Source organism: Klebsiella planticola, from assembly GCF_000783935.2.
Lineage (GTDB): Bacteria > Pseudomonadota > Gammaproteobacteria > Enterobacterales > Enterobacteriaceae > Klebsiella > Klebsiella planticola.
Genome location: NZ_CP026047.1, coordinates 1,555,235 through 1,568,491, shown reverse-complemented (window position 1 = coordinate 1,568,491; position 13,257 = coordinate 1,555,235). Strand labels below are relative to the sequence as shown.

The following is a 13,257-nucleotide window of genomic DNA, read 5'->3' as shown; positions in this document are numbered from 1 at the left end:
AGCAATGCCGTGTGAAGAACTGGATATCGTCTGGAACAATATTAAAGCCGAAGCCCGGGCTCTGGCCGACTGTGAGCCTATGCTCGCCAGTTTTTACCACGCAACGCTACTCAAGCACGAAAATCTGGGCAGCGCCCTGAGCTATATGCTGGCGAATAAACTGGCGTCGCCGATTATGCCCGCTATTGCCATTCGTGAGGTAGTGGAAGAGGCATATGCCGCTGATCCGGAGATGATCGCCTCCGCCGCCTGCGATATTCAGGCCGTGCGTACCCGCGATCCGGCGGTCGATAAGTACTCCACGCCGCTGCTGTACCTGAAAGGTTTCCACGCGCTGCAGGCCTATCGCATTGGCCACTGGCTGTGGAATCAGGGGCGCCGGGCGCTGGCGATTTTCCTGCAAAACCAGGTTTCCGTTTCTTTCCAGGTGGATATCCATCCGGCGGCGAAAATTGGCCGTGGGATTATGCTCGATCACGCCACCGGCATTGTGGTCGGCGAAACGGCGGTGATTGAGGACGACGTGTCGATTCTGCAGTCCGTGACCCTCGGCGGTACCGGTAAAACCAGCGGCGACCGTCACCCGAAAATCCGTGAAGGCGTCATGATTGGCGCCGGTGCGAAGATCCTCGGTAATATCGAAGTTGGTCGGGGGGCGAAAATTGGCGCCGGTTCCGTGGTGCTACAGCCCGTACCGCCGCACACCACCGCAGCCGGCGTACCGGCGCGTATCGTCGGTAAGCCAGAGAGCGACAAGCCGGCGATGGATATGGATCAGCACTTTAACGGTATTCACCATACCTTCGAGTACGGCGACGGTATCTAGACTCGGGCTATCCCGATAACGCGCTGCCGACGTAGCGAGGAGCAGGCGCCTGCGCGGCTATTCTGGCATTTGCTGCCGGACTGCTTTCCCCCGGCTGGCGCTGCGCGTAGCCGGGCGACGGGCCTGTGAGATCGGGTAGCCTGGCTCAGGCGCAGCGCCTCGCAATCCGTGAATGACTCAGGCTAACTGCGTAATACCGCCCCCGGATACCCCAGCTGGCGCCAGGCCTCATACACCACCACCGACACCGCATTTGACAGGTTCATACTGCGACTGTCCGGCATCATCGGAATACGGATTTTTTGCTGTGGCGGCAGGGCATCAAGAATGCTGGCCGGCAGGCCGCGCGTTTCCGGGCCAAACATCAAGAAATCACCATCCTGATAGCTGACCGCGCTGTGAGCCGGCGTGCCCTTTGTGGTCAGGGCGAACAGGCGCTGCGGCCTGGCGCTTTCCACGAAGGCAGCATAGTCACGATGGCGCTGAACGGCGGCGAATTCATGGTAATCCAGCCCGGCGCGGCGCAGGCGCTTATCGTCCCAGGTGAAACCCATCGGCTCGATAATATGCAGATTGAAGCCGGTGTTGGCGCACAGGCGGATGATGTTCCCGGTATTTGGCGGGATCTCAGGTTCGAATAGTACAATGTTCAGCATGCTGCCCTGTCTCATTAGGCTCTTAATCGCGCGGGCAGAATAGCAGATATTTGCCCGGCCCTCATCCCCGTGGGGGAGCGCCGGGCAGGGGGATTATGCCGCGTTGCCCTGCGTCATCGCATTGAAGGTATGCAGCGCGTCGGCGTTCTGAACCAGTGAGTCGCGGCTGATTTCACCGATGGTTTTGGTTCCGGTCAGGGTCATGGCCACCTTCATCTCTTTCTCGATCAGATTCAGCAGGTTGGCTACACCCTGCTTGCCGTGGGTGGCCAGCGCGTACAGATAGGCGCGGCCCAGCAGTACGCTATCGGCGCCCAGCGCGATCATGCGCACCACATCGAGACCGTTACGAATACCGCTATCGGCGAGGATGGTGATATCGCCTTTTACCGCATCGGCGATGGCCGGCAGCGCACGGGCTGAGGAGAGAACGCCGTCGAGCTGGCGACCGCCGTGGTTGGAGACCACGATCCCGTCGGCGCCGAAGCGTACGGCGTCGCGCGCATCCTGCGGATCGAGGATCCCTTTGATCACCATCGGACCGTCCCAGAATTCGCGGATCCACTCGAGGTCTTTCCACGAAATAGACGGATCGAAGTTGTTCGCCAGCCAGCCAATGTAGTCCTCAAGACCGGTAGGCTTGCCAAGATAGGTGGAGATATTGCCAAGATCGTGAGGGCGGCCGTTTAAACCGACATCCCACGCCCACTGCGGGTGGGTCATCGCCTGCCAGTAGCGGCGCATCGCCGCATTCGGGCCACTCATTCCGGAATGGGCATCACGATAGCGAGCGCCGGGGGTGGGCATATCGACGGTAAACACCAGGGTTGAACATCCCGCCGCTTTGGCGCGCTCCAGCGCATTGCGCATAAAGCCGCGATCGCGCAGGACGTACAGCTGGAACCACATCGGGCGCTTGATGGTCGGCACGACTTCCTCTATCGGGCAGACGGAAACGGTGGAGAGGGTAAACGGAATGCCTTTATCATCCGCGGCGCCTGCCGCCTGCACTTCACCGCGGCGAGCGTACATTCCGCACAGTCCGACCGGCGCCAGCGCCACCGGCATAGAGAGCTTTTCTTTGAACAGCGTGGTCTCCAGGCTCAGGTCCGACATATTCTTCAGCACCCGCTGGCGGAGCGCCACATCAGACAGATCTTCAACGTTGCGGCGCAGCGTGTGTTCGGCATAGGCGCCGCCGTCGATGTAGTGGAACAGGAACGGTGGCAGGATACGCTGTGCGGCTGCGCGATAGTCGCTGGCGGCTGAAATAATCATCACGGGTTCTCCCTGGCATTTTCGTTGTGGTCACCGGGCAGGCGGGTAATGCGCGCCTGGCGGGCCTGGTCTTCATCAAAGTGTTTAATCGTGGCGTGGACAAAGCCTAGGTGCGCCATCATCGCCTGCCGCGCGCCTTCGGCGTCACCGGCGAAAATGGCCTCCATCACGGCCTGGTGCTGTTCAGTCAGACGGGCGAATACCGGCGGGACAAGATACATCCGCTGGCGGCTCTGTTTGACCGAGGATTGCAGGAGGTCGAAAAATCCGCGCATGGTTTGTAGCAGCACCACATTGTGCGAGGCTTCGGCAATCGCCAGGTGAAAGCGAACGTCAGCCTGTGAGGCCAGGTCCGGGTCTTCGCTCTGGGTCGCTTCAAAGCACAGGCGAATGCGCTCTTTTTCGGCGTCAGTTGCGCGCATCGCCGCATGCCAGGCCGTGCTGGCTTCGATGGCGTGGCGCGCTTCCAGAATATCAAAACTGTAATCGGGGTCGTCGGCGAGCAGCGTTTTTAGCGGCTGAACGATATTCTGTTCCGACCACGCCTCGTGCTGCCAGCGCACGAAAGTCCCGCCGCCGCGGCGGCTGACCAGCAGGCCTTCGCTCACCAGCATCGCCAGCGCTTCGCGCAGCGAGTTGCGTGAGACGCCAAGCAGGGCGGCCAGCTGGCGCTCGGCGGGCAGTCGCATGCCCGCCTCCAGCTTCTGTTCTTCAATCAGCGCCCGCACACGACGGGCTACATCGTCTGCGAGGCGCCGGGGCATCACTATCATGGGATCATCCAGGTTAAGACATAGGCCTGTAGCGTGGTAATAACACCGACCATGCAGGTAAAGATCAGGCTGTGTTTTACGGTAAAGCGGAACAGGTCCGACTCTTTCCCCACCAGGCCTACCGCCGCACAGGCGATAGCGATGGACTGCGGCGAAATCATTTTGCCGGTGACGCCGCCGGTGGTGTTGGCCGCGACCAGCAGAATATCGGAGACGCCGATCTGCTGTGCCGCGGTCGCCTGCAGCGCGGCGAACAGCGCGTTAGACGAGGTGTCTGAACCGGTCAGGAATACCCCCAGCCAGCCGAGGAATGGCGAGAAGAAGGTAAACGCGTGGCCGGTGTGCGCCAGCGCGAGGGCCAGCGTCGACGACAGCCCGGAATAGTTAGAGATAAAGGCGAACGCCAGCACCATGCCGATGGAGTAAATCGGTAGAGCCAGTTCTTTTAACGTGCTGCCAAAGGTGATCAGCGCATCTTTTGGCTTCATACGCAGCCAGATGACGGAAAGTATAGCCGCAAACAGGATGGCGGTGCCGGTGGCAGACAGCCAGTCGAACTTATACACCGCCGCGTAAGGGGTGGCGGCGCTGACAACCGGCGGCATGCGGGCCACCATCTTATCGAGGAACGGCACGGAGATATTGATAACAAAGTCATACATCGCGCCGCCGGGAGCAAACAGGGCCTTAAACGGCGGAATACTCCACAAAGTCACGGTGGCGGTCAGGAACAGGAACGGCGACCAGGCGCGGACGACCTGCCCGGCGCTGTAATGGGTACGCGCCAGCGTTTGATCGACCTGGGCGGCACCCATATCGCCGAAGCGGAAGATACGGACCGGCTGCCAGCGTTTGAGGAACAGGGTCAGGCAAACCAGTGACACCAGAGAGGAGATGATGTCCGGCAGTTCCGGGCCAAGGAAGTTAGAGCTGAGATACTGCGCGATGGCGAACGAGCCACCGGCAACCATGACCGCCGGCCAGGTCTCTTTGATACCGCGCCAGCCGTCCATAATCGCCATAATCCAGAACAGGACGATAATGGTCAGGAACGGCAGTTGACGACCGACCATCTGGCCGATGGCAAAGCTGTCGATACCGGTGACCTGGCCGGCGACCAGAATCGGAATGCCCATCGCACCAAAGGCCACCGGCGCAGTGTTGACAATCAGACACAGCCCCGCGGCATACAGCGGGTTAAAGCCCAGGCCGACCAGCAGCGCGGCGGTAATCGCCACCGGGGCGCCAAAACCGGCCGCACCCTCGAGGAAAGCCCCGAAGGAGAAGCCGACAATCAGCATCTGCAGGCGCTGGTCAGGGGTAATCGAGAGAATCGACGAGCGAATAATATCGAACTGTCCGGTCTTAACCGAAATTTTATAGACGAATACCGCGGCGATAATAATCCACGCGATGGGCCACAGGCCGTAAAAGAAACCGTAGACCACGGAAGTCAGCGCGCGATCGACGGGCATCTTATAGAACAGCAGCGCGACCGACAGCGCAATGGCCACGGTCCATGTCGCCGCCAGGTACCCTTTGAGCTTGAGCTTTATCAGGGCAAAAAAGAAAAACAGAATCGGTAACGATGCGATAAGACTTGAGAGCCAGATATTACCGGCCGGATCGTAATTTTGTTGCCAGAGGTTCATGCAGGTCTCCATCGGGCCAAAAAGATGCGGTGCTGAGTCTGCGCTCCTTGCAGATCACATCTTTTGTAAAACTGGCCCAGCCAAAATTTAGTTGTAGGGTTAACGACAACGAATGGTTAACCAAATGTTATTGGCAGGCAATATATCTGTGACTAAAAATGATGGATATGTGAACCGTTGAGTGGTTTAAGAAATAATTGGTAGGGCCAATGGGGTGGGGGAATCATGGATGTGAAGGGTATGCGAATCAGCGCCTGTCCGGACACCGACCGCCGGCGTACGCGTTCCCGTCGCCCCGGTCAGCGCCGTCGGGAGGCCGTGGGATTCCCGGACACGGCGCCTGATACGCTTGTCCGGCCACCGACTGCCAGCGTACGCGTTCCCGTCGCCCCGGTCAGCGCAGCGCCGTCGGGAGACCGTGGGATTCCCGGACACGGCGCCTGATACACCTGTCTGGTCACCGACCGCCAGCGTACGCGTTCCCGTAGCCCCGGTCAGCGCAGCGCCACCGGGGGAGGTTCTCGCGGCTAAAAGCTTAGAACTCGGTTTTAGCGAAGCCGGTCATTTCTTTGAGGTTCATTTCGCGACCGAGGGCAGTCATCGGATGAACAATCACCAGTCCGCGAACGCTTTTCTTCAGCTTGCCCATATCGGCCTGCTCTTTTTTGGTAATCGCACGGCGATGTGGCAGGCTCATCAGCTTCTGTGCTTCTTTGCTCAGTTTCTGGCCCTGAACTTCGCGCAGGCGAATAATTTCGGCTTCGAGGGTGGCTTTTTCTTTTTCCAGCTCGGCGTATTTGTCCGCCGCTTCCACCAGCGACAGGTCTGCCTGCTGGTGGCGGATGGCGTCGAGGCGGTCGCTCAAACGCTTGATTTCATTCTTTTCGACTTCTTTCATGATGACTTAATCTATTAATAAAGGGATTTCGACAACATATAGTATGTGCTGTGACTTCTGTTGTGGGTAGTCATTTATCCAGAATCCGGCGTTTTTTCCGCGGAAGTCTCAGAGGCAATGATTTATAATTATATGAATGTTAATCATATTGTGACTAAGAGTGGCCTGTTTTTCATCTCTGTGAAGTCTGTCGTCAATACAGCACGTTTTCCTCAACCCTGACCTCGCTTTTCGCTAATCCTTTACAGGATGATCCCTGAACACAGGAGGGCGAGATGGCAAAAATCGGTGACGGCGTACCGCGTATTATCGACAAGACAGTTGATTTTATGGCTTCAAGCCAGGCTTTTATGGAGTATCTGAAAAAATCCCCGCGTTTACAGCATGTGCCACCGGAGATTCCGCAGAACAAAGAGGCGCTATTTTTGAATCGGCTGGAGTATTACCGGCAACTTTACCGGCCAACCTGCGATCAGTCTGAACCTGAATCAGAGCGTTGATTTCTGGAAGGCTTTTTTTAAGCTGATTCGGGAAATCAGCTCGGTCAGAGACAGCATCATTGTTGAACGTACCACCTGCTGGTAGCGCAGCTTCTGCATTGCCAGCAGTTCTTCATCGCTCTCATCAAACAGCGGCGTCGGCGGTAGGGCGGTCACGCAATGCAGTTCGCCAAAAGGCCCAAGAATCTCATCATCGGTAAAATTGTACTCATTTCCGTCGTGATTCAACTCTTCACGCAGGGCCATCAGCAGCTCGGCGTCTTCGTATTCGGCGCGGCTAATCACCCCAAGGCCGTAAATCAGCTTCAGGCGTACAGAAAGGTCCCCCAGCGGCCCATCGCCATCCAGCAATGGCTCCACTGCGTATTTCACCGCGTAGTCGTCTTTACGGAACACCTGAAGCACCAGAATATTGACCGCTTCCGTGAGTAGCTCGACGGTGGCGATCAGGAAGCTTCGTACGGTTTTGCCAGCATTCAGACGCTCAAGCACGCGGTTTTCAAATGCCTGTGTTTCTTCCATTATTGCCTGCATATCTGACAGGAGTAGTAATGGGCGCGGTTCATTCCGCGCCAGGTCTTGCCTCATTTGGTGGCGTTGTAGTCGTTAACGGCCTCGGTCACCACGGCACTTGCTGCATCCAGGCCAGAAATCTGTGCCAGCGCAGCCTGGGGGCCCTTGTCGTTAATCAAGGCTGCCAGCTCCTGCGCCTGCGGGTCTTCTTCGCTGCGGAAGTGCATTGCCGCCGCGATCCCTTTGACCAGATTGACGTGCGGCAGAGCATATTCCAGCGTACCAAGCAGCGGCTTAATCAAACGATCGCCCGCGCTCAGTTTACGCAGCGGCTGACGACCCACGCGCTCAACGTCATCTTTCAGGTACGGATTCTCGAAACGGCCGAGGATTTTCTGGATGTAGGCGGCGTGCTTCTGTGCATCAAAGCCGTAGCGTTTGATCAGCACCGCGCCGCTCTCTTCCATAGCCCCTTTCACCACGGCGCGAATGTTCTCATCAAGAATCGCGTCGCGGATCGTCTGGTGCCCGGCCAGTTTTCCGAGGTAGGCGGTTATAGCATGTCCGGTGTTTAAGGTGAATAGCTTACGTTCGACAAATGCCATCAGGTTGTCGGTTAATTCCATTCCCGGGATCGCCGGCAGCGTGCCTTTAAACTGAGTTTTATCGACGATCCACTCGCTGAAGGTTTCCACGGTCACTTCCAGCGGGTCATGCGTCGCAGAGGCGGACGGGGGAACAATACGGTCAACCGCGGAATCGACAAAGCCGACGTTGGCTTCTACCCAGGCTTTGTCTTCTTCCGCCAGGGCATTAAACACGTGGCCTTTGAGCTGCGTGGTTCCGCGCACCATATTTTCACAGGCAATGATGTTTAGCGGGGCGGTTATCCCCTGCGCTTTACGCTTCGCCAGCCCTTTCGCAATAGCCGGCGCAATGCGCTCCAGCACAACCGGGCCGACGGCGGTGGTGATCAGGTCAACGCGGGCAATCAGGTCAATCACTTCCTCACCGATGCTGCTGACGGCATTGACGCCGGAAACGGTATCGACCTGCTCGTTTTCACCGACGACGTGAACCTGATAGCTATGACGGGCATTCAGGGCATCAAGTACCACCTGATTCACATCGGCGAATGTTAAAGCGATCCCCGCGTCAGCCAGCAATTTGCCGATGAAGCCACGTCCGATATTACCTGCGCCAAAATGTAATGCATTCATAGTATTAACCTTCATTAATGTTTTTACCTGAGAGGGTTCGGGTGAGGCCTGCCCCTCACCCGAACCCTCTCTCTCCAGTCAGAGAGAGAGGGATTCGTCTCCCGGCGTGGCCGGGACCGTTTACGCTTTGTTGCCTTTCAGCAGCGCCAGCACTTCCTCAACGCTGGTGGTGTGGGTCAGGCGCTCAATCACCGACTCATCATCCAGCGCGTTAGTCAGGCTGGTAATCACATGAATGTGCTCGTTATTGCGTGCCGCGATACCGATAACCAGACGGGCTACGTCATCTTCGTCTTCGCCAAAGCGCACCCCTTCCGGATACTGGCAGAACACCACGCCGGTCTTCAGGACGCGGTCTTTAGCTTCAATCGTGCCGTGTGGTACCGCGATGGACTCTCCCAGATAGGTGGAGGTCAGTTTTTCACGATCCAGCATCGCCTGCACATATTCCGGCTCAACGTAGCCGCCTTTCACCAGCTGCTCGCCCGCAAAGCGGATCGCTTCTTCTTTGGTCGCCGCTTTGCGACCGAGGAAGATATTCTCTGCGCCAAGCTTGAACAGATTTGTGTCGGCGGTATCGAAGCTGTCTTTCAGACTGCCGCGGACTTTCTCTTCGTTGTCAGTATGGCGCTGCGCCGCAACCAGACGCTCGGTCAGGCTGGTGTACAGGCCGCTGTCGAGGAAGTTGGTCAGCGAAATATGCTGGGCCTGCGGCACCTGGCGCATCGCACGCTCGGTCAGATCGCGGTGGGTAATCACCAGGTCGACATCCGGCGGCAGGTTGTTAATCGCGCAGTTGGTGACGGAGATATTGCTCAGCCCCGCATCCTGCACTTTTTTACGCAGCACCCCGGCACCCATGGCGCTGGAACCCATGCCGGCATCGCAGGCGACGATGATTTTGCGCACGTGGCTCAGGTCGTTAGCTACGGTACCTGCAGACAGCGGGGTAGCCGCGCCTTTAGATTCGGCTTTCATATCCTGCATGCGACGAGTCGCCGCATCGATATCATCTTCCTCTTTCACTTTGCTGGTTTTCAGCAGAATGGCGGAGACCACAAAGGAGACGGCCATTGCCGCAATAATTGCCGCGATGTTAGCGAAGTACGCGCCTTTCGGCGTCATCGCCAGCACCGCAAGAATAGAACCCGGGGAAGCAGGAGAAACCAGACCGCCGTTGAGGATAGTCAGAGTGAACACGCCGGTCATACCGCCGAGAATAACGGCAAGGATCAGACGCGGATTCATCAGCACATACGGGAAGTAGATTTCGTGGATACCGCCCAGGAAGTGGATGATTGCGGCACCGCCTGCAGACTGCTTCGCATTACCGCGACCAAAGAACATGTATGCCAGCAGCACGCCCATCCCCGGGCCCGGGTTGGCTTCAATCAGGAAGAAGATTGATTTGCCCAGCTCATGAGACTGCTGAATACCCAGCGGCGAGAAGATACCGTGGTTGATAGCGTTGTTCAGGAACAGGATTTTCGCCGGTTCAACGAAGATAGATGCCAGCGGCAGCATGTCATGGACAACCATGAAGTTAACGCCCGCCGCCAGAATTTTGGACAGGACTTCAACCGCCGGGCCAATGCCGAGGAATGCCAGAATCGCGAGGATCATCCCGATAATACCGGCGGAGAAGTTGTTCACCAGCATCTCGAAACCGGACTTAATCTTACCGTCTACCCAGCCATCAAAATGTTTAATCGCCCAGCCGCCCAGCGGACCTGCGATCATGGCGCCGAGGAACATCGGCATGTCCGCGCCGACGATGACGCCCATTGTGGTGATGGCACCGACGACGCCGCCACGCTCACCGCCAATTAATTTACCGCCGGTATAGCCGATAAGCAGCGGCAGCAGGTAGGTGATCATCGGGCCGACTAACTTCGCCAGCGTCTCGTTCGGTAACCACCCTGTCGGTATGAATAATGCGGTGATGATACCCCACGCGATAAACGCGCCGATGTTTGGCATCACCATATTGCTGAGGAAACGACCAAAGCTTTGCACCTTGATCTTGATATCGGATGACATAAAACACCCCTTCTTCTGTTTTGCTTATCGCGTAGGCTAAAAGCCTGAGGCTTGTTGTGAATATGGCGGCAGAGGTCGCCGGACCCTGATTGATAAAGCGAATCTGGCACTGAATGGTTAAACTGTCCAGTCGGTGGGTTTTTGTGTGATTCTGATCACATGAATATAGGTGTCTGACAGCTATTTGTAGTGATGTACATCACAAAATTGGTGTGCAAAAAAAAGACAATGGGTCAAAATTAGCCTGATTAGGGCAATTAATGTGAATTACATCACATAATATTGTTTTTGGTTTGTCTCTATATTGTGATCATGTTCACAAAAAATAATTCGTTGAATTTTGCAGATGTGATCGCCGGCAAACTTTGCTCCCTCGCTCTGCGGCTGGCGTCGGTCCACGGACTTCACAATGAAAAAACATCATCGGCGGGCCGTATGGAAAAAAGTCAGCATGTGGCTTAAGCTCAAGTTGTAAAGATAAGTATATCGTTCTTCAGGATATATTTTGTCACGCTTAAAAACTTGCAAGGAGAATAACTAAAAACAATACTCCTCGGCCTTAAATTATAAGCGTATTTTTCTTTTACTTAAATTTCATTAATTAATTTGGTTGCTTACCATTTTATATTATTGATGAGCTGTCGTCGTGTTTAGTGAGGCACATATGTTTCTCAACTATTTTGCGTTGGGTGTATTGATCTTCGTTTTTCTGGTTCTCTTTTATGGAATCATTGCAATTCATGATATTCCCTATTTAATGGCCAAAAAACGTAATCATCCCCATGCTGATGCCATCCATACCGCCGGGTGGGTGAGCCTGTTTACGCTGCATGTTATCTGGCCATTCCTGTGGATTTGGGCCACGCTCTATCAACCTGAGCGCGGGTGGGGAATGAAATCTCATATTCCTCCAGCTGAACGCGATCCCGATATCGAAAGGCTTTCACAACGCGTTGCCGAGTTGGAAAAAAGACTGGGTGCGGTGCCATCATCCGCAGATAAAGAGACCCCGGAGCGCTAATCATGGATCTGTTAATTGTATTGACCTATGTAGCGATTGCATGGGCGGTTTTTAAGATATTTCGCATTCCGGTTAACCAGTGGACTTTAGCCACGGCGGCATTAGGCGGCATATTTCTCGTCAGCGCCCTTATTTTATTAATGAACTATAATCATCCTTATACATTTACTGCACAAAAGGCGGTTATTTCTATTCCCATTACGCCGCAGGTGACTGGTATCGTCAGTACCGTGACGGATAAAACGAATCAACGTGTTAATAAGGGTGATGTCCTGTTTACGATTGATCCCGTGCGTTATCAGGCCCGGGTGGACAGACTGCAGGCCGATCTGGTGACCGCGCTGCACAGCATCAACACTCTGAAGGCGCAGCTTTCAGAAGCGCAGGCCAACACGGTACGTGTTTCCGCCGAGCGCGATCGGCTCTACAAGGACTACCAGCGCTATCTGAAAGGCAGCCAGGCGCGGGTCAACCCGTTCTCTGAAAGCGATATCGATAACGCCCGGCAAAACTATCTGGCGCAGGATGCGTTAGTGAAAGCATCCGTTGCCGAGCAGGCGCAGATACAGAGTCAACTGGACAGCATGGTGGGGGGTGAGCAGTCGCAGGTTGTCAGTCTGCGCGCGCAGTTGACGGAGGCGAAATATAACCTCGACCAGACCGTGATTCGCGCGCCAAGCAACGGCTATGTTACCCAGGTGCTGATCCGTCCCGGCACCTATGCGGCAGCGCTGCCGCTGCGCCCGGTGATGGTCTTTATCCCGGAACAAAAACGGCAGATTGTTGCCCAGTTCCGCCAAAACTCGCTGCTGCGACTGAAGCCAGGCGATGATGCCGAAGTGGTCTTTAACGCGCTGCCGGGCCAGGTATTCCATGGCAAGCTGACCAGTATTCTTCCGGTGGTCCCGGGGGGATCTTACCAGGCGCAAGGGGCATTGCAGTCGCTGACGGTCTTACCGGGAACCGATGGCGTCCTGGCGACAATTGAGCTGGATCCCAACGCGGATGTCGACTCGCTGCCGGACGGTATTTATGCCCAGGTGGCGGTCTATTCTGACCACTTCAGCCATGTATCGGTCATGAGAAAGGTCTTGCTACGCATGACCAGCTGGATGCACTACCTCTACCTGGATCATTAATTGCGATGAAGGCAGGCTGACGTTAAGTCTGACCTGCCTTTTGCCTGCGCCTGAACCATACTTACTTTTTTGTTGGCGAAAGGAGCAGGCAATGAAACTGATCGGCAGCTACACCAGTCCCTTTGTACGTAAAATATCCGTCATTCTGCTGGAGAAAAACCTCCCCTTCGCATTCGTCAATGAATCTCCCTACCACGACGAGAACGGCGTCGGCCAATACAATCCCTTGGGCAAGGTGCCGGTGCTGGTCACCGACGGCGGCGAATGCTGGTATGACTCTCCCATTATCGCGCAATACCTCGATCAGCTCGGCGCGGCGCCGGCAATGGTGCCATCGGACCCGAAAGCGGCGTTGAAAATGCGCCAGCTGGAGGCCCTGGCCGACGGCGTAATGGAGGCGGCGCAGGCACTGGTGCGTGAAAAGAGCCGTCCGGCGGCGCAGCAGTCAGAAAGCGAGCTGCTGCGCCAGCGGGAGAAAGTGACCCGGGGCCTCGATGCGCTGGAAGCCTATGTTGCCGATGGCAGCCTGCGTATCGATGAGGTCAATCTGGCCACGATTTCAGCGGCGTGCGCGATTGCCTATCTAAACTTTCGGCGGGTTGCGCCCGGCTGGTGTGCGACGCGGCCTCAGCTGATTAAGCTGGTCGATGCGCTTTTTCAGCGCGCCAGTTTTGCCCGTACCGAACCGCCAAGGACTTGACCCAGGCAGGTAACAGTTTCCCCCCGGAGACGTTACAATCA

Annotated in this window: 13 protein-coding genes; 5 read left to right on the top strand and 8 right to left on the bottom strand. The window is 56.1% G+C overall.

Translation table 11 applies throughout. The features are described from left to right. The first annotated feature begins 4 nt into the window (after positions 1–4). The gene (gene cysE, locus MC50_RS07585; RefSeq protein WP_004106845.1) at positions 5–826 is read left to right on the top strand and encodes a serine O-acetyltransferase; all 822 of its coding nucleotides are present in this window, start codon (positions 5–7) and stop codon (positions 824–826) included. A 182-nt stretch (positions 827–1,008) separates the two neighbouring features. Here cysE and trmL read toward each other — a convergent pair whose 3' ends face one another. The 5 genes from trmL to MC50_RS07560 form a co-directional block, all read right to left on the bottom strand. Next, entirely contained in the window at positions 1,009–1,482 is a 474-nt protein-coding gene (gene trmL, locus MC50_RS07580) for a tRNA (uridine(34)/cytosine(34)/5-carboxymethylaminomethyluridine(34)-2'-O)-methyltransferase TrmL (protein WP_032690283.1), read from the bottom strand. A 93-nt stretch (positions 1,483–1,575) separates the two neighbouring features. After that, the gene (gene lldD, locus MC50_RS07575; RefSeq protein WP_047663591.1) at positions 1,576–2,760 is read right to left on the bottom strand and encodes an FMN-dependent L-lactate dehydrogenase LldD; all 1,185 of its coding nucleotides are present in this window, start codon (positions 2,758–2,760) and stop codon (positions 1,576–1,578) included. Then, positions 2,760–3,533, bottom strand: a complete 774-nt coding sequence (lldR, locus tag MC50_RS07570) for a transcriptional regulator LldR (protein ID WP_032690285.1) — start codon at positions 3,531–3,533, stop codon at positions 2,760–2,762. The genes lldD and lldR overlap by 1 nt, the downstream gene beginning before the upstream one ends. After that, positions 3,530–5,185 (bottom strand): L-lactate permease, encoded by a 1,656-nt coding sequence (lldP, locus tag MC50_RS07565; protein ID WP_047663590.1) that lies wholly within the window; start codon positions 5,183–5,185, stop codon positions 3,530–3,532. The genes lldR and lldP overlap by 4 nt, the downstream gene beginning before the upstream one ends. Before the next feature lie 535 nt (positions 5,186–5,720). Continuing rightward, positions 5,721–6,083, bottom strand: coding sequence for a YibL family ribosome-associated protein (locus MC50_RS07560; RefSeq protein ID WP_032690287.1), 363 nt, complete (start codon positions 6,081–6,083; stop codon positions 5,721–5,723). 275 nt (positions 6,084–6,358) lie between these two features. Between MC50_RS07560 and MC50_RS07555 the strand changes: the two genes are divergently transcribed. Next, positions 6,359–6,583 (top strand): hypothetical protein, encoded by a 225-nt coding sequence (locus tag MC50_RS07555; RefSeq protein WP_032690288.1) that lies wholly within the window; start codon positions 6,359–6,361, stop codon positions 6,581–6,583. On the opposite strand, the gene mtlR is transcribed toward MC50_RS07555, so the two are convergent. The 3 genes from mtlR to mtlA all read right to left on the bottom strand — a co-directional run bounded on the left by mtlR (position 6,572) and on the right by mtlA (position 10,356). Further along, positions 6,572–7,171 carry a mannitol operon repressor MtlR gene (gene mtlR, locus MC50_RS07550; protein ID WP_032690289.1) on the bottom strand — a complete coding sequence of 200 codons (600 nt, stop codon included), beginning with the start codon at positions 7,169–7,171 and terminating at the stop codon, positions 6,572–6,574. The genes MC50_RS07555 and mtlR overlap by 12 nt on opposite strands. Continuing rightward, a complete protein-coding gene (mtlD, locus tag MC50_RS07545) occupies positions 7,168–8,316 on the bottom strand; it encodes a mannitol-1-phosphate 5-dehydrogenase (protein ID WP_032690290.1) in 1,149 nt (382 codons plus the stop codon). Before mtlD ends, mtlR begins: the two co-directional genes overlap by 4 nt. A gap of 120 nt (positions 8,317–8,436) precedes the next feature. Then, positions 8,437–10,356 carry a PTS mannitol transporter subunit IICBA gene (gene mtlA / locus MC50_RS07540; protein ID WP_032690291.1) on the bottom strand — a complete coding sequence of 640 codons (1,920 nt, stop codon included), beginning with the start codon at positions 10,354–10,356 and terminating at the stop codon, positions 8,437–8,439. Positions 10,357–11,020: 664 nt separating this feature from the next. Here mtlA and MC50_RS07535 point away from each other — a divergent pair. The 3 genes from MC50_RS07535 to MC50_RS07525 all read left to right on the top strand — a co-directional run bounded on the left by MC50_RS07535 (position 11,021) and on the right by MC50_RS07525 (position 13,216). Further along, the gene (locus MC50_RS07535) at positions 11,021–11,377 is read left to right on the top strand and encodes a DUF3302 domain-containing protein (RefSeq protein WP_032696998.1); all 357 of its coding nucleotides are present in this window, start codon (positions 11,021–11,023) and stop codon (positions 11,375–11,377) included. Between the two features lie 2 nt (positions 11,378–11,379). Beyond that, positions 11,380–12,516, top strand: coding sequence for an HlyD family secretion protein (locus tag MC50_RS07530; protein ID WP_032690292.1), 1,137 nt, complete (start codon positions 11,380–11,382; stop codon positions 12,514–12,516). 91 nt (positions 12,517–12,607) lie between these two features. After that, complete coding sequence (locus MC50_RS07525) at positions 12,608–13,216, top strand: glutathione S-transferase (protein WP_032696996.1); 609 nt, start codon at positions 12,608–12,610, stop codon at positions 13,214–13,216. Positions 13,217–13,257: the final 41 nt, after the last annotated feature.